This is a genomic window from Streptomyces sp. NBC_01622 (assembly GCF_045209635.1).
Lineage (GTDB): Bacteria > Actinomycetota > Actinomycetes > Streptomycetales > Streptomycetaceae > Streptomyces.
The window spans coordinates 4,690,561-4,706,726 of sequence record NZ_CP109293.1 but is presented as its reverse complement, the minus strand read 5'-3'; the positions used below and the strand labels follow the sequence as shown (position 1 = coordinate 4,706,726).

Below are 16,166 nucleotides of genomic sequence, written 5' to 3'. Positions count from 1 at the left end.
AAAGCGTGGAAATGATCGAGACGATTCGATGGGATGAAGATCGAGCTCGGACGGTCGTGAACGGTGATGCCAGGACGTATCTCATGACCCAGGGCCTCCCTGTGGAGACTCTGCTGTTTGAGGCTGACCTGGTTCGAACTGGGCCATTTGTGACTGGTTCTGGGCAGAGTCTGATTTCGATCGGCGCCTTCGATGAAGATTTCCAATTCTTTGTCGATATCGATACGGGATCGGTGTTCTTTGGGCTCGATTCTGACGAGTGTCCGGTTTTTTCGAACGAGAACCTGACGTCTTTCGTCGCTTGCATCTTGTGGATTCAGGAGAAGTTTCCATTCTACTTCTTCGATGACGCCATTGAGGTAAAGCGCAAGGCTGGTCAGATGGTTGCTGACTCGATCAGAAAAATTGACCCCATGTGCCTAGAGTTTTCGGATGGATTCTGGCCGTCATTCGTTCACGATGTGTCGATTGGCGACTATTATGAAGGGTCGCTCTAGAGGGAAGTCATGTGGTGAACGAGGAGGGTGTGGTGCTGGCTTCGGAAGATTCGACTAATCCAAGTGGATTCATCGGACTGCCGCTAAAAGTAGTGCTTGGTCATGTCGTGTCCCCTGGGTCGTGTGCGACGAGGGCAGTCGGCATCACCAAAGCCACCGGTCGAGGAACGCCGGCCAGGTGAAGGCCTCGTAGCCCTCGAATGCCGCAGGATCGATCTCCTTGAGATCGTCGGCCAGAGCCTTCAGCTCATTCAGTGCGGCATCTTCGTCCTCGAATGGATCCTCAAGCACCTGGGACTGGCTGAGGTGACGCCCGAAGTGGTGGAGAGACAAGAGCCACCGCTCGACCGAACCGTTGGTGTACCGGGCTTCACCGGTCCACTCGATGCGGTGGACCTCGCCTGTGACCGGCTGGACACCGAAGGCCTGCCAGTGGTCCAAGCCGGGTATCTGGGAGATCGTGAGCTTGTAGAACCGTCGACCGTCGGAGGCCACCAGCTGCGGAGACAGCTCGCTCTGGTAGGGGACGTGGGTGATGATCTGCTCGGTGATCGGGATTCCGACGCCGGTCAGCATGTGCTTCGCCTCGGCTGGGATGTCCCACTCGGCGACGGTCTGCCGCGTCGCGCGGTGGACATTGCCCGGACCAGCCCAAGCTGCAAGGTCTGCATGGGTGATCATGACATCCCTTCCCAGGCGGGTGACTGTGGCCGAACAGTTCGATCACGCCGTTGACTGTTCATGCCGGGCCGTCGATCTCTGCGATCGTCAAGAAGGTGGCGAAGGCTCCCGCAGGGAAGGTGAGCATGGCCCCGGCCGGCGTCTTCGAATCGCGTGCGGACACGTGCGTGCATGTGGGGGAGGTCGCGATCTCCACGCAGTTGTTGCCGTCGTCCGGGCCCGAGTAGGACGACTTCCGCCAGTTGTCCATCGGAGTACCTCACAGTTCCTGAGCCAGTTCGCGGATGAAGTCACGCGATCGTTCGGGTTCGGGTGACGTGCTCCTGCACGGTGTCCGTCTTGAGGCTCTCGATGAAGGCGTGGAAGGTTCCGCCGGGGAAGGTGAGCATGGCGCGGGCCGGCGCCTTCGAGTCGCGTATGGAGATGTGTGTGCGCGTGGGGGAAGTCGCGATCTCCACGCACTCGTTGCCGTCGTCGGGGCCGGAGTGGGACGACTTCCGCCAGTTGTCCATGGGGTGCCTCACAGCTCTTTCGTCAGCCGGTGGATGAAGTCGCGTGACCGTTCGGGGTCGAGTGACGCGGCTTCTACCTTACGAAAACGGGTTCGAAAGGCGCCGAGCTGTGCTTCGGAGTCGATGAAGGCCGAGCCATGGGGTACGTCACGTACCACCGTGTCCAGCTTGGGGACGAGTCCACCCACGTACGTCATGGTGCTGGCGGCTGTGGCGAAGCCATCCAAGTCGTAGGGGATGACACGTACGGTGATGTTGTTCGCCTCGGAGAGCTCCAGAAGCCTGGTGAGTTGGGCTCGGGAGGCGACTCGGTCGCTGACTCTGATCCGTAGGGCCGACTCGTGGATCACCAACTCGTAGGGAATGGAGATCTTCTGGCCTGCCAGTCGGTGGCTGACTCGCAACTCAAGCTCGTCATCCGTCAGTTCGGGCACCCTCGCGGAGAAGACCGCCCGGGCGTAATCCTCCGTCTGGAGCAGACCGGGCACGTACAGGATCGCGACGTCGCGCCGGAACGTGGCGTGGTGGTTCAGTTCGGACAGGTCCAGGAACGACGTGGGCAGTAGGCCCCGGTACTCCTCCCACCAGCCCCGCGTCCGATCGGTTGCCATCGCGACCAGCGCGTCGATGAACTCCTTGTCCGTACAGGCGTAGTGGGATGCGAGTCGGCGTACTCGTTCCTCGCTCACGCCCACGAGTCCGGATTCGATATGGCTCATCTGGACGCGGTTTGCCCCCAGCAGTGCTGCTGCCTCGACGGCGGTGAGCCCTGCCGCCTCGCGGAGCCTGCGCAGTTCAATCCCCAGGCGCATCTGACGTGCGGTTGGTTCGCGCCTCTGGACCATCACTTGCTCCTCGTTCGGCGGTGATTACGCAATCGGCTTGCGTGGGGTTACAGGTTACCCCTACCGTCGGTGATGCAACGCACACGCTGCGGAAGTGCACCACTCCGTCATGCCGTGACGGCCGTGGCAGAGCCACCGCGCGAACTCCCCTTCACCTGAACGGAGTTGACCCATGCCCGAAACCGAAGCCCCAGTCCAATCCCAGACCGAACCCCCCGCCCCCTGGGAGTACTCCCTCTCCATCCCCAACGACCCCCGAGCCGTCACCGTAAGCCGCCGCACCCTCCGTCTCATTCTCACCGTCCACGGCCTCATCGGCCTCGTCGACACCGCCGAACTCCTCGCCGCCGAGCTGGTCTCCAACGCCGTACGGCACACGAAAGGGCCCGCTGACCTGCGCGTCCGCTGGGAGGCGGGAGTGCTGCGGATCGGCGCCTGGGATGCCGACCCTGAACCCCCGCCCCCGTCACGGCCGTTGGAGCTGGTCACGGACGCCGAGGGCGGTCGGGGGCTAGCACTGGTCCGCGCCTGCGCCGACCTCTGGGGCTGGCAGCCGTTGGCCAGACACGGCACGCGCGGCAAATACGTCTGGTGCGAACTGCTCACCGCGTGACCGGCAACGCCCCCACGAACTTCGGCCCGTCGCCCCGATGCTGCACCGGAAACGTCACCTTCAACCCCTGTTCCTGCCCCGCCACCGACAGCCTCGTGGTGAACTGCAGCCCCAGGAACGCCTTCTTCGAACCGCCCGCCGAGATGTACGGACGCGGCAGGTTCAGCACCAACTTGCCTGGCTTTCCACCTCTGTTGCCGTCGAAGAACAGGACTCTCTGGTCGGTGAGCGCTATGTACATGGGACGTGGCGTGACCGTGGCCATCACCGTCCCCGCGCTCAACACCCCCACCACAGCAGCCGTCAGGGCCTGCCTGCGGACGGAGACCGAGCCGATCGCGGCCAGGGAAGTGAACTCGACGACTTCGCCCTGGAGGAGCAACGGGGCTGCCGCTTCGAGTAGTTGGCGGTTGCGGCGGGCGTTCAGGGACATGGCGATCTCCTAAGGGACGTACGTACGGAAAAGTGCGGACATTATGAGGCCCGGGTGAACGGGAGTTGGACGGAAGGTTCGCCGACGGTCAAGTCAAACCCACGCTCACCCCATCTCTGACCTGCCGATTCCCCGCCACCCGCGATGTCACAGGCCTCGCCTAGGATCCGCCGCATGTCATCCGCCCCGGGAGCCGATCCCGGCCCCGATTTCGAACTCGCCTCCGCCTTCCCGGAGGTCACCTGGTTGCGTCAGGCCGCCGCCGCGGCCGACTGGGCCGCCGTCCGGCAGTACCACGACAGTCTGCCGCCCGGTACCGACCGGGCCTTCGTCGTGGGCGTGTTGGCCGAGGACGACGGTTTCGAGCACGCGCTGCGGCGGCAACTGGCCGCCGTACCGCACGACGTTCTCGCGCTCACCGTGCTCGGGACCCGGCTCATCGAGGTCGGGTGGGAGATACGGACCGGCGCGCGGGCCAAGAACGTCAGCCGTGAGCAGTTCAAGGCGTTCCACGAACACCTGCGGGAGGCGGAGCAACTCCTCATCCGGGCAACGGCTTTGGACCCTTCCTACGACGCCGCCTGGGCTGCCCGTCTCAACACCGCCCGCGGCCTGTCCCTCGGACAGAACGAGTCCAGGCGCCGCTACAACCGCCTCGCCCGCTACCACCCGCACCACTTCACCGGACAGGCCCGTCTCCTCCAGAAGCTCTGCCCCAAGTGGGGCGGCACCTGGGAGGAGGCCCACGGGTTCGCGCGGGAGTGTCTACTCACCGCGCCCCAGGGGGCGTTGAACGGCGGACTCGTTGCCGAGGCGCACATCGAGCACTGGCTCGACCTAGGAGACGATGACAAGCGCTCCGAGTATCTGCGGCAGCCCCACGTCCACGCCGAGCTCGTCGAGGCGGCCCAACGGTCCGTGTTCCACCCGCAGTTCGCGCGGCCGTACGGCTGGGTCACCGGCCAGGGGAGTTTCGCCGCGCTGTTCTCCCTGATCGGCGACACCGCGCAGGCCGCAGCGCACTTCCAGGCCCTCGGCAATCTCGCCTCCGAATATCCGTGGAGTTACCTCGGCAAGCCCGCCGAGATGTACGTCCAGCACCGCGACACCGCCCTGAGAGGCCGAAGATGAACCCCCAGGACCACCAGGACCACCGGGCCTCCCAGGACGGCCGGTTCGCCGCCGCCGACCCCACCATGAACGCCATCCACCTCACCGAAGTCGACGGCATACCAACCCTCTTCGCCTACGCCCCGGGCCCCCTCCGTGCCGGACTCGTCTTCCGCGTCGGCACCGCCGACGAGACCCTCGCCCGCGCCGGCGTCACCCACCTCGTCGAACACCTCGCCCTGTACCGCCACGGCCTCGCCGACTACCACTACAACGGCGCGACCAAGGCCGCCTTCACCCACTTCCACGTGGAGGGCGCCGAACACGAGATCGTCGACTACCTCCACGGCGTCTGCGCCTCCCTCGCCGACCTCCCCATGGAGCGCCTGGAGACGGAGAAGGAGATCCTCCGGACGGAGGAGTCCCGCCGTGATCCCGGCCAACTCCCCTTGTGGCGCTACGGCGCCCAGGGCTACGGCCTGGTCAGCTACCCCGAGTGGGGGGTCAGGAACCTGCGCCCGGAGGACGTGCGGCACTGGACGCAGACCTGGTTCACCGGCGGCAACGCCGTGCTGTGGATCGCCGGCGAGCGATTCCCCGCCGGACTCGCGCTCAAGCTGCCCCCGGGCGCCCGCCACCCGCTCCCCGCCGTCACCTCCGCGCTCCCCACCACACCCGCCCACTTCGCCGACGGCCAGGGCGGAGTCCTGCTCGACGCCGTCGTCACCGACACCGCCGCCGCCCGCCTCTACGCCGGGGTCCTGGAACGCGAACTCTCCCGCGCCCTGCGTCAGGAGGACGGCAACTCCTACACCGCCGCCACCGACTACGCCTCCCGCCGCGACGGCCACGCCCTCCTCACCGCCTTCGCGGACTCCCTGCCCGCCAAACAGGACGCGGTGCTCGGCGGCTTCGTCGACGTCCTCGCCGCGCTCCAGGCGGGCCGTATCGCGCAGGCCGACCTGGAGGCCGTACGCACGCGGGCCGACGCGGGACTGACGGCGGCCGACGCGGCCGTACGGCGGCTGCCCGGGGCGGCGGAGGACCTGCTCGCCGGACGGGCGCCGCGCGGGCTCGACGAACTGCGGCACGAGCTGTGGTCGGTGACGCCCGGTCATCTGCACGCGGTGGCCCTGGAGGCCGCCGGGACCGCGCTGTTGCAGGTGCCCTCGGGGCACAGTGCGAGCTGGGCGGGGTACGCGGAGGCGCCGGTCCGTTCGACGTACGCCGTCACCGGGCGGCGCTTCGAGGCGGTGGCCAAGGACGGGTCCGCGCTGGTGGTCGGGGACGACGGGGTCAGCGTGACCGTGCGCGGGCGCGACGGCGGCGACCTCGCGGTGACCGTGCCGTACCGTTCCTGCGCCGCCGTGCTGAGCTGGCCCGACGGCGGGCGGCGGCTCATCGGGACCGACGGTCTCGCCGTCGCCGTAGAACCCGGCCTCTACGGAGTCGACGCGCACACGATGGCGGTCCTCGACGCGGCCGTACCGCCGCACGCGCGCGTGCAGTTGCCGCCGCGGCAGACTGCCCCGCGCGCGGAGGCGCCCGCGGCGGCGCCGGCCGCCGAGAGCGGTGGTGCCGCGTCCGCCCGGCGCACCGGCGGACAGACCGCCGCGCTGGTCGTCCTCTTCCTGCTGGGCGGGCTGTTCGCCTTCATCGCGCTCGCGACGACAGTCTTCGGCCACGACCCCGACAGCAGCACCGGCGAATGGCTCGGCCTCTCGGGCTTCCTGTGGGCCGTCACCGGACTGATCGTCTGGCCCGCGGTACGGATCCTGCGGCGCACCCGGCGGGCGTGACTCAGGAGGTCCGGGATCTACCTCAGGTACGGGTTCCCCTGCTGCGGGGGCACCGGCATGCCCACATACAGCTGCTGCTTCGGGGGCGGGGTGTCGAACATCCCGAACAGCAGCAGTCCGGCGGCCATCAGCATGGTCAGTACGACCGCCAGGCCGAGGAACGGGTCGCCGCTGGAACTGCCGCCGGATGCCGCCCACGGCAGAGTGACGCCCTCGTAGAGCAGGAAGGACGCGAACGCGCCCCAGTCCGAACCCCGCCCGCGACGGATCGCCGCGTACAGGAAGGGCACCCACATCAGGAGGCCGCACGACCCCCAGGCGAGGAACACCCAGGCGATCCGCTGTCCCCAGCCGGCTTCGAGCCGTTTTGCCATGTCAACCCCCCAAGGTCGGGCCAAGGTTATGGCACGGGGCGCCGCCCGGGGGACGAACGGCCATGTGAACCGTCCCGCGACCCGGCGGACGCCCGCCATGTCCGCGCACTGGTACGGCGTTTGTCCGGTCCGCGTTCCCCGGTACGGGAGTTTTTGCCGTGTCGTGAGGGAATCTTGTGGCGATCGAGAGGATCCGTTTTCCAGGCCGAAGGACACCGTCGATTATCGTGCGATTCGCTGGGGTCCCAAATCCCGCGCGCGCACGGACAGTTCCGTACCAGGGCCGTACGACCGTAGTCCTACGGCGTCGCCGCGCCGGACCCGCGCAGCTTCCGGGGCCCTCAGGGGGCCGACAACTTTCCGGCGGACGTCGTACACGTCCGCTTGTCATGAACAGGGGTGGGGTTTTTCGTGTCCGAGCATCGGCAGTCGAAGAAGCGCAGATACATCGCTTGGGGCGTCGCGGGTGCCGCCGTCGTCGCCGGAGGCGGTATCGCCGCGCAGACCTCGATGGCCGCCACCACCTGGCCCGCGCAGAAGACCTACACGGGCCACGCCTTCGACACCTGCGCCGCCCCCTCCCTCGCGGCGATGAAGGCCTGGCACACCGACGGCTTCTACGGCGGCGCCGCCGTCTACATCGGCGGCAAGAACCGCGGCTGCAGCCAGCCCAACCTCACCGCCTCCTGGGTCAAGTCCCTCAGCACGGTCGGCTGGAAGTTCATCCCGCTCTACGTCGGCTCCCAGCCGTCCTGCGGCTCCGGCGGTTCGGTGAAGATCAGCGCCACCACCGCCGCGGCCGTCGGCAAGAGCGAGGCGGACGACGCGGTCGCCAAGGCCTCGGCGCTCGGCTTCAAGGCCGGCAGCCCGATCTACCTGGATATGGAGTCGTACGACATCACGAACACGTCGTGCAACAACGCCGTGCTGACCTACGTGCGCGCCTTCGACAAGGAACTGCACGTCAAGATCTACCGCACCGGCCTCTACGGCTTCTCCAGCTCCAGCGCCAAGGCGATCGCGACGGCGACCAACAAGACGGACCTGCCGGGCAACCTCTGGTACGCGCTGTGGGACAAGGTCTACACGACCACCTCGGACTGGCCGTGGGGCTCCACCCAGTTCACCAACCACAGCCGCGCCCACCAGTACCTCGTCAACAGCAAGGAGACCCGCGGCGGTTACACGATCACCGTGGACCGCGACGCGTGGGACGCGCCGGTGGCCATCACCGGCTGAGCAGAAGCACGGAGAACCTGCTGAGCGCCGGGTGTTGAAGGGCGAGGGGTGAGGGCGACGATGAGGATGTTGAGGGTGCTGAGGGCGTCTGCCGCTCCGGTGCTGCGGACGCCGGCCGTGCGCGTGGGGTTCGCCGCGCTGCCGGTCGTCAGCCTGGGCCTGCTCTGTCCCGTCCCGTCCCTCGTCCTCGCCCTGCGCCGCCGCACCCGCGCCGACTGGCTGGCCTTCGCCGGGTTCACCGCGGTCCTCGCGGCCTGGATCACCGAACTCGCGCTGACGCCCGTCGACACGCACGGCGCGCTGTTCGGCGTGGACCTGCTGCTGGTCACGCTGTCCATGGCGGGCGCCTCGGCGCACGCGTGGCGGGCGTGGCCGCGGCGGGCGGGGGACCTTGCGGCCGGCCGCGCGGGTGGCCCGGTGGCCGACGAGGCGGCAGGCCTGGCCGTCGACCGCGCGGAGGACCTCGCGATCGACCCGGTGCGGGACCTTGCGGCTGATCGGGCGGCAGGCGACCTGGTGGTCGATCGGACAGGCAGCCCGGTGGTCGAGCAGACAGCAGGCCCGGTGGTCGAACGGGCTGAGGAGTAGCGGTACATGAGCAAGCAGGTCCGGCAGGTCACGCAGGCGCGTCCGGTCCCGGCGGAGAGACAGCGACGGCTCACGCGCGTGGGGCGTGTCACGGTGGCCGGGCTGCGCGCGCTCGGCGGTCGCACCATCGCCATGATCGCGACAGCGCTCGCCGTCGTCCTCGCGGTGATCGTGACCGGAATCGTCCTCTCCAGGCACGACAGCCGCCCGCCGATCCCCGCCACCCGGGCCCGGCACTACACCGACACCGACGCCTGCCTGCTCACCGACCACCAGGGCATCAACGGCACCACCGCCGCCACGGTCTGGCGGGGCATGCAGGACGCCTCACTCAGGACGCACACGCGCGTGAGTTACTCCTCGGTGACCGGCGAACAGAGCACCGCGAACGCGCGCCCCTTCCTCAACGCCATGCTCCAGAGTTCCTGCGAGGTCGTCCTCGCGGTGGGCGGCGTCGAGGTGAAGGCGGCGCAGGAGACGACGGGGCGCTACGCGAAGGTCGGTTTCGTGCTCGTGGGCGGCGGCAGCGGCAGCGCGGACAAGACCGCCACGAACGTGTCCTGGGTACCCACCGGCGACGGGCTCCGCGCGGCAGTCACCGCGGCCGTGGAACGAGCGGTGGACGCGCGGAACTAGCGCACGCGTGCGTGCCGGTGCGTGCCGGTGCCCGAAGTCCTGGTGAATCGTTGGTCGAATGGGTTGGCCACAGGCGACCCACTGCCTAACATCGATCACCGCAAGACTTTGTGCACCGTCGCACAATCTCCAACGGGAGGCTCCCTTGCACCGCCGCCGTCGCACCGCGCTCGTCCTCACCGCCGTGATCGCCGCCGCGGCCCCCGCCCTGACCGCCTGCGGAAGCGAAGCGCATCCCGGCGCGGCGGCCGTCGTCGGCGGGCAGCGCATCACCGTCGCGCAGTTGCAGAGCCGGGTCAACGAGGTGCGCGTGGCACAGCGGGCGGCCGTCCAGGACCAGGCACAGTACGTGCGGGCCATCGCCACCACCGGCGGCCTCACCCGCGAGACGCTCTACGGCATGGTCTTCGACCAGGTCGTGCACCGCGCCGCCCAGGACGCCGACGTCACGGTCACCCGCAAGGACATCCAGGACATGCGGGCCGCCCTCGCCCAGCAGGCGGGCGGCTCCAAGGCCCTGGAGGCGACCTGGCTCGCACAGTACGCCGTCGCGCCGCAGCGCCTCGACGAGAACCTCCGCCTCCAGGTCGAGGGCCGCAAACTCGCCGCGAAACTCGGCACCGACACCAGCCAGCCCGCCTTCTGGAAGGCCCTGTCGACCGCCTCCAAGGAACTCCACGTCGACCTCAACCCGCGCTTCGGCACCTGGGACGTGGAGAAGAGCAGCCGCGTCGACGCGAAGACGCCGTGGGTACGCGAGGTCACGGCGGCGCAGACGCAGGAGTCGGCGTAACGGTACGGCGCCTTCTCCGGAGGGGCCGGTCCGGGTACGGCGGACAACGGCATCCGCAGGGCTGCCCACCGGCCTGTGGACAACTCGTGGGACTGTCGGCGGCGTGGGTTACGTTCGATGTGTGAACGCAACCACGCCTGGTCCCGAGAGCACCCCCGCTCCCGCGCCCACCCCCGCTCCTGGCCGCATCGTCCTGCTCACCACCAGCCACCGGGTCGCCCCCGGCCTGCTGTCCTGGCCCGCCTGGGAGGCGCTGCGCACCGCCGACCGCGTGCTGTGCGCGGACGCTGCGCATCCGCAGCTGCCGTATCTGAGCGAGGCCGGCATAACCGTCGTCGAGGCGTCCCCGACCGCCGAGGAACTGGTCGCCGCCTGCGACGGCGGCCACACGGTGGTGATCGTGGCCACGGGCGAGGGCGAACCGGCGCTGACCGACGGCCTGGCCCGCCTCGCCGGCTCCGGCCGCGTCCACATGCCCGAGCTGGAACTCCTCCCCGCCTCCTACGACCTGCCGGGCGCCCGCCTCCTCGACCTCGTCCAGGTCATGGACCGCATCCGCGCCGAGTGCCCGTGGTCCTCCCAGCAGACCCACAAGGGCCTGGCGAAGTACGGCATCGAGGAGGCGTACGAACTCGTCGAGGCGATCGAGGAGGGCGACCGCGACGAACTGCGCGAGGAACTGGGCGACGTCCTCCTCCAGGTCGTCTTCCACGCCCGCATCGCGGAGGAGGACCCCGACACCCCCTTCTCGATCGACGACGTGGCCGGCGGCATCGTCACCAAGCTGATCCACCGCCACCCGCACGTCTTCGGCGACGAGACCGCGTCAACTCCCGAGGAGGTCAAGGCACATTGGCTGCGCACGAAGGCCGAGGAGAAGCGCCGAACCTCCATCACCGAGGGAATCCCGATGGGCCAGCCCGGTCTGGCGCTCGCGGCGAAGCTGGCATCGCGTGTGCGTACGGCGGGACTTGAGGTGCCGCTGCCTCTGCCGGAGGGGGACGGCATCGGTTACGAGCTGCTCGCGCTGGCGGTGCGTGCCGAGGCGGACGGCGTGGATCCGGAGGCGGCCTTGCGGGCGGCGGGGCGGGCTTATCGGGATGCGATCAGGGAGGCTGAGGGGGGCGGAGCCGGGGTGTGATGTAACGGGTTGTGCGGGGGAGGGGGCTTGGGCTCAGTACCGTTGGCTCAGGGACGGTTTCGGGTGTGGGGGAGCGCGTGGACGACGGGGAGTTGGAGCGGCTGGCCGATGAGGCGGTCGATGTGTTGGTGTGGGGTTTGGGATCGCCCAGCTGGACGGACTGGGTGGCGGTCCGGGCCGAGTTCGTCGTCTGGTTCGCCCGGCGCGGACTGGATACGTATGGGCAGGACCTCGCCACTGTCAACGGGGGGAGGGGAACGTCACCGAGCATTGCGCAGATGGCACTGTGGCGTCGTCAACTACTTGAGGGAATCCGGCGGTCGTCCAACCCCATGGCGACCGACGAACTCCGCGCCCTCATCGATCGGTTCGGCCCGAACGCGCTCCTCGTGCCCAAAGACGGCACCCTTCTCGACACCGGCCAATCGACGAGCCTGCCCCCGTTGCCCGAGCCCACCGGCGGAGACCTCCTCGATTTCCGCAGCGGTACCTTCAACGGACAGTTCGTCGGCGTCCAGCACGTGAGCAACACGTACGGGGCCCCGCCCCCGGGGGATGCCCAACCAGGCCCGCTGGACTGGCCATTGGCGAAGGACATCGAGCCGCGGACGCACGGGGTCCGGCCGACCCGGAGAGTGAAGGGGCTGCCCGCGCTGCCGCCGTATGTGCCCAGGGACCAGGACGGGACGGTCAACTCGGCGTTGGAGCAGGCGGGTTCGGAAGGCGGGTTGGTGGTCGTCCTCGGGCCGGCGTACGCGGGCAAGTCGCGTACCGCGCTGGCTGCCATGGCTCAAGTGCTCCCCGACCACAGGGTGTTCGCGCCCGCCCAGCACGAGGAACTGCGGAAGCTGCCCGCGCTGCTGCGGGGCCGGACGGAACGGTGTGTCGTCTGGCTGGACGACCTCGACGACCATCTGGGGACCGGTGGCCTGGAGCCGCGGTTGCTGTCCCAACTGACCGGCCTGGAGGCGGTCGTACTGGCGACGATGCGGGAGGAGGCGTACGAGAAGTATGTCGGGACGTCCGCGAAGGGCCGGCTGCTGAGCCAGGCGCAACTTGTTGAACTTCCTCGCGGCTGGGGGCCCGCTGAACTGAAGCGGGCGGGGGAGACGGAGGATCCCCGGCTTGCTGAGGCGGCCCGCGAGTGCGGCGCGGTGGGCGTCGCTACCTATCTGGCCATCGGCCCCCGCCTTTGGAACGACTGGCAGCTCGCCCCGAACCGCGAACGGCACCCCCGCGCGTACGCGCTGGTGCGAGCGGCGATTGATCTGGCCCGGTGCGGACTGAAGGGGCCTTTGCCGCAGGACCTGTTGGTGACGGTGCACGAGGAGTACGGCATCGAGGGGCTGGAGCGGGAGTCCCTGGGCGACGCCTGGGAGTGGGCCGGGCAGAGGCGGTACGGGGTGCTGAGCACGCTGAGATGCAGCGAACGGGAGAACAGGCCGTTCGCGGACGTGTTGCCGTATTTCGTGCACACGGCGGAACAGGACGAGATGTTCCCGCCCGTCACCGGTTGGGTGTGGGGCCATGCGTTGGAGGAGGCGCGGGCGAACTCGGCGGCGTACGACGTCGAGAGCGTTGCCGCCGGGGCGCGGACGGCGTATCTGCGCGCGGCCGAGGCGGGGGACGCGCCGGCCATGCACGCCCTCGGCTTGCTCGAAGAGAGCCTCGGGGAGGGAGAGAAGGCAGAGTCCTGGCTCCGGCGGGCCGCGGAAGCGGGGCGGGCCGGGGCTGCCGGGCACCTTGGGCGGCTGCTTGCGGAGCGCGGTGAGCACAGGGCGGCGGAACCCTTCCTGGAGTCGGCCGCCGAAGCCGGGGACGGTGACGCGGCGACGCTGCTTGCCAAACTCTTGTTGGAGCGGGCGGAAGGATGGCTGAGGGCCGGGGCTGAGCAGGGGAACCCGGAGGCGGCGCAGCGGTTGGGCGATGTGCTGCTCGGGAAGGGGGACGTCGAAGCCGCGGGCGCCAACTATGCCGACTTGGCGAGCACGGCATACACCGGGGTCGCCCTGAGTGCGGGCTTGAGGTATCTCCTGTGCAACGACCCCGAGAAAGCCGAGGTATGGCTGGCGCGCGCGGCGAGCGACGGCAATGAGCGGGCAGGACACCTGCAGTGGCTGCTGAAGTGTGAGCCGGAGTCCTTGGCGGACGCCGTGGAGTTTTTCGCGGACACCGACGGCTGGCCCCTAGACATCGCCCACCACGGCGTCGTACTGGAAAAACAGGGCCACCCCGACAAAGCCCGCGCCCAATACGAGAAGGCCTTCGAGTCCGGCGACTCCTACGGCGCCTACCTTCTCGCCACCCTTCTCGAGAAGCAGGACAAGCCCGACGAAGCCGCAACCTGGTACCGCAAAGCCGCCGACATGGGACACCCCGCCGCCCTGAAGGCTCTCGCGGAGCGCGCCCCCACCCCAGATACCGTCAAGGAGTGACAGACCAGCCAGCCCAGCCGCACCCCCACCCCTCCGCCCCCGCCCCCGAACTCTTCACCTGGGAGTTCGCCACCAACCCCTACCCCGCCTACGCCTGGCTCCGTGAGCACGCCCCCGTGCACAAGACACGGCTCCCCAGCGGTGTGGAGGCCTGGCTGGTCACCCGGTACGTCGATGCCAAGCAGGCGCTCGCCGACCCGCGGCTGTCCAAGAACCCCGCGCATCACGACGAACCGGCCCACGCCAAGGGCAAGACCGGTATCCCGGGCGAGCGCAAGGCCGAGTTGATGACGCATCTCCTCAACATCGACCCGCCGGACCACACCCGGCTCCGACGGTTGGTCAGCAAGGCGTTCACACCCCGCCGGGTGGCCGAATTCGCACCCCGGGTGCAGGAGTTGACGGACCATCTCATCGACCAGTTCGCGGGGAGCGGCTCCGCCGACCTCATCCACGACTTCGCCTTCCCGCTCCCCATCTACGCCATCTGCGACCTGCTCGGCGTCCCCCGCGAGGACCAGGACGACTTCCGGGACTGGGCGGGCATGATGATCCGGCACGGGGGCGGACCGAGGGGTGGCGTCGCGCGGTCCGTGAAGAAGATGCGCGGCTATCTCGCCGACCTCATCCACCGCAAGCGCGCGGCCCTTTCCGACAGCCCGGATCCACTCCCCGGCGAAGACCTCATCTCCGCCCTCATCCGCGCCTCCGACCAAGGCGAGCACCTCACCGAGAACGAAGCCGCGGCGATGGCCTTCATCCTGCTCTTCGCCGGCTTCGAGACGACCGTCAACCTCATCGGCAACGGTACGTACGCCCTCCTCACCCACCCCGAGCAGCGCGTCCGCCTGGAGAAGTCCCTGGCCGCCGGTGAACACGACCTCCTCGAAACCGGCGTCGAGGAACTCCTGCGCTACGACGGCCCGGTGGAGCTGGCGACCTGGCGCTTCGCCACCCGCCCCCTCACCCTCGGCGGGCAGGACATCGCGGCCGGCGACCCCGTACTCGTCGTACTGGCCGCCGCGGACCGCGATCCGGAACGGTTCGCCGATCCCGATGTCCTCGATCTCGGACGGCGTGACAATCAACACCTCGGTTACGGCCACGGCATCCACTACTGCCTCGGCGCCCCGCTCGCCCGCCTGGAGGGGCAGACCGCGCTCGCCACCCTCCTCACCCGCCTGCCCGACCTCCAACTCGCGGCGGATCCGGCCGACTTGCGCTGGCGCGGTGGCCTCATCATGCGCGGACTGCGCACCCTGCCTGTGGAGTTCACCCCACGGGAGGGCACACCAACCCCGTAATCCCGGACCGAACCCGACCGAACAGGCCATCTCGCCCTGTAAACCCGAAGATGACAGTTCCTCAACTCTGTGATCTTCACGTGATCTACGTGGCATTAACTTGTGACAAGTGATCGACTGCGGCTACGTTCACGTACCAGCGCGGCGCCCCGCAGCACCCGCCGCGTGCTCTCCCAGTCGTCACGCGAAAGGCCTCCGCATGCTCTCCGGGAACGGTCGTCACCGTCGCCCCCGTCAGGCTCCGGCAATCCTCGTCGCGGCCGGCGTGACCGGCTCCGCCATCGCCATCCCCCTCCTCGGCGCCGCCGCCGCGAACGCCGCCGACGGCACCACCTGGGACAAGGTGGCCGAATGCGAGACCGGCGGCTCCTGGAGCGAGAACAGCGGCAACGGCCACTACGGCGGGCTCCAGATAACCCAGGACGACTGGAACAAGTACGGCGGCGAGGACTACGCCCCGACCGCCGACCTCGCCAGCCGTTCCCAGCAGATAGCCGTCGCCGAGAAGATCCTCGACGCCAAGGGCACCTCCGCGTGGATCACCTGCGCGCTGCTCTCCGGCCTCACCGCGACCTCGGGCTCGGCGAACGTCGACACCGGCGTCGCGAGCGACTCGCCGTCGACCAGCTCGTCAGGCTCCTCGGGTTCTTCGGACTCCTCCGACTCTTCCGGTGCCTCCGGATCGTTCGGGCTGTCCGACTCCGGCAACACGGAACCGACTCCCTCCGACTCGTCCGGCAGCGACTCGCAGAGCCCCACTCCCTCCGCAACGGACAATCCCACTAAGTCCGACAAGTCCACCACCCCTTCGGCGGACGACAGCTCGACCACCGCATCTCCGAAACTCGATGAATCGGACAATTCGGAGCAGGCGGTGGGTAAGTGGAGCCTCGTCGACACCGGCGCGCTCGACGGCGCCGCCGACCAAGGGGTCGAGCAGCAGACCACCGGCAAGCACCGCGGAGCGAGTGCCGAGGAGGGTGCGGTGCCGCAGACCTACACCGTCCGCGCCGGCGACTCCCTCGCGTCGATCGCCGACTCCCTTGACTTCGGCGGCGGATGGCGCGCGCTCTATGCCGAGAACAAAAAGGTGATAGGCGCCGATCCGACCGCGATTGTCGCCGGTCAGACCTTGGACGTCAGTGCTGAAACGGGCGGAAAGTAGC

General features: G+C 68.8%; 18 protein-coding genes. 12 read left to right on the top strand and 6 right to left on the bottom strand.

Translation table 11 applies throughout. The features are described 5' to 3' along the window. The first annotated feature begins 11 nt into the window (after nucleotides 1–11). Nucleotides 12–497, top strand: a complete 486-nt coding sequence (locus OH768_RS21145; RefSeq protein WP_406465381.1) for an SUKH-4 family immunity protein — start codon at nucleotides 12–14, stop codon at nucleotides 495–497. Nucleotides 498–641: 144 nt separating this feature from the next. On the opposite strand, the gene OH768_RS21140 is transcribed toward OH768_RS21145, so the two are convergent. From OH768_RS21140 to OH768_RS21125, 4 genes are read right to left on the bottom strand one after another with little or no spacing between them, the layout of a single operon-like run. Next, nucleotides 642–1,178, bottom strand: a complete 537-nt coding sequence (locus OH768_RS21140) for an SUKH-4 family immunity protein (protein ID WP_406455826.1) — start codon at nucleotides 1,176–1,178, stop codon at nucleotides 642–644. 58 nt (nucleotides 1,179–1,236) lie between these two features. After that, complete coding sequence (locus tag OH768_RS21135) at nucleotides 1,237–1,428, bottom strand: DUF397 domain-containing protein (RefSeq protein WP_406455824.1); 192 nt, start codon at nucleotides 1,426–1,428, stop codon at nucleotides 1,237–1,239. A 40-nt stretch (nucleotides 1,429–1,468) separates the two neighbouring features. Then, nucleotides 1,469–1,690 (bottom strand): DUF397 domain-containing protein, encoded by a 222-nt coding sequence (locus OH768_RS21130; RefSeq protein ID WP_406455822.1) that lies wholly within the window; start codon nucleotides 1,688–1,690, stop codon nucleotides 1,469–1,471. 8 nt (nucleotides 1,691–1,698) lie between these two features. Further along, complete coding sequence (locus tag OH768_RS21125; RefSeq protein WP_406455820.1) at nucleotides 1,699–2,535, bottom strand: helix-turn-helix domain-containing protein; 837 nt, start codon at nucleotides 2,533–2,535, stop codon at nucleotides 1,699–1,701. Between the two features lie 172 nt (nucleotides 2,536–2,707). Here OH768_RS21125 and OH768_RS21120 point away from each other — a divergent pair, with 172 nt between their 5' ends. After that, a complete protein-coding gene (locus OH768_RS21120; RefSeq protein ID WP_406455818.1) occupies nucleotides 2,708–3,148 on the top strand; it encodes an ATP-binding protein in 441 nt (146 codons plus the stop codon). Here OH768_RS21120 and OH768_RS21115 read toward each other — a convergent pair. Then, nucleotides 3,138–3,581 carry a hypothetical protein gene (locus tag OH768_RS21115; RefSeq protein ID WP_406455816.1) on the bottom strand — a complete coding sequence of 148 codons (444 nt, stop codon included), beginning with the start codon at nucleotides 3,579–3,581 and terminating at the stop codon, nucleotides 3,138–3,140. The two genes, OH768_RS21120 and OH768_RS21115, sit on opposite strands and share 11 nt — an antisense overlap. A 174-nt stretch (nucleotides 3,582–3,755) precedes the next feature. Here OH768_RS21115 and OH768_RS21110 point away from each other — a divergent pair, with 174 nt between their 5' ends. Next, nucleotides 3,756–4,712: a hypothetical protein gene (locus OH768_RS21110; RefSeq protein WP_406455814.1), complete on the top strand. Its 957-nt coding sequence runs from the start codon at nucleotides 3,756–3,758 to the stop codon at nucleotides 4,710–4,712. Then, nucleotides 4,709–6,490: an insulinase family protein gene (locus OH768_RS21105; RefSeq protein WP_406455812.1), complete on the top strand. Its 1,782-nt coding sequence runs from the start codon at nucleotides 4,709–4,711 to the stop codon at nucleotides 6,488–6,490. The genes OH768_RS21110 and OH768_RS21105 overlap by 4 nt, the downstream gene beginning before the upstream one ends. Nucleotides 6,491–6,507: 17 nt before the next feature. On the opposite strand, the gene OH768_RS21100 is transcribed toward OH768_RS21105, so the two are convergent. Next, on the bottom strand, nucleotides 6,508–6,864 hold the full coding sequence (locus OH768_RS21100) for a hypothetical protein (protein ID WP_406455810.1): 357 nt from the start codon (nucleotides 6,862–6,864) through the stop codon (nucleotides 6,508–6,510). A gap of 411 nt (nucleotides 6,865–7,275) precedes the next feature. Here OH768_RS21100 and OH768_RS21095 point away from each other — a divergent pair, with 411 nt between their 5' ends. The 8 genes from OH768_RS21095 to OH768_RS21060 all read left to right on the top strand — a co-directional run bounded on the left by OH768_RS21095 (nucleotide 7,276) and on the right by OH768_RS21060 (nucleotide 16,165). Further along, on the top strand, nucleotides 7,276–8,103 hold the full coding sequence (locus tag OH768_RS21095; protein WP_359603475.1) for a glycoside hydrolase domain-containing protein: 828 nt from the start codon (nucleotides 7,276–7,278) through the stop codon (nucleotides 8,101–8,103). A 66-nt stretch (nucleotides 8,104–8,169) separates the two neighbouring features. Then, complete coding sequence (locus OH768_RS21090; RefSeq protein WP_406465380.1) at nucleotides 8,170–8,691, top strand: hypothetical protein; 522 nt, start codon at nucleotides 8,170–8,172, stop codon at nucleotides 8,689–8,691. A 6-nt stretch (nucleotides 8,692–8,697) separates the two neighbouring features. Beyond that, nucleotides 8,698–9,327 (top strand): hypothetical protein, encoded by a 630-nt coding sequence (locus OH768_RS21085; RefSeq protein WP_406455808.1) that lies wholly within the window; start codon nucleotides 8,698–8,700, stop codon nucleotides 9,325–9,327. A gap of 145 nt (nucleotides 9,328–9,472) precedes the next feature. Then, nucleotides 9,473–10,120 carry a SurA N-terminal domain-containing protein gene (locus OH768_RS21080; protein WP_406455806.1) on the top strand — a complete coding sequence of 216 codons (648 nt, stop codon included), beginning with the start codon at nucleotides 9,473–9,475 and terminating at the stop codon, nucleotides 10,118–10,120. 121 nt (nucleotides 10,121–10,241) lie between these two features. Continuing rightward, entirely contained in the window at nucleotides 10,242–11,261 is a 1,020-nt protein-coding gene (locus OH768_RS21075) for a nucleoside triphosphate pyrophosphohydrolase (protein WP_406455804.1), read from the top strand. A gap of 65 nt (nucleotides 11,262–11,326) precedes the next feature. Next, on the top strand, nucleotides 11,327–13,696 hold the full coding sequence (locus OH768_RS21070) for a hypothetical protein (protein WP_406455802.1): 2,370 nt from the start codon (nucleotides 11,327–11,329) through the stop codon (nucleotides 13,694–13,696). After that, nucleotides 13,693–15,000 (top strand): cytochrome P450, encoded by a 1,308-nt coding sequence (locus OH768_RS21065; RefSeq protein WP_406455800.1) that lies wholly within the window; start codon nucleotides 13,693–13,695, stop codon nucleotides 14,998–15,000. Before OH768_RS21070 ends, OH768_RS21065 begins: the two co-directional genes overlap by 4 nt. 199 nt (nucleotides 15,001–15,199) lie before the next feature. Then, the gene (locus tag OH768_RS21060) at nucleotides 15,200–16,165 is read left to right on the top strand and encodes a transglycosylase family protein (RefSeq protein ID WP_406455798.1); all 966 of its coding nucleotides are present in this window, start codon (nucleotides 15,200–15,202) and stop codon (nucleotides 16,163–16,165) included. Nucleotide 16,166 lies beyond the last annotated feature (1 nt).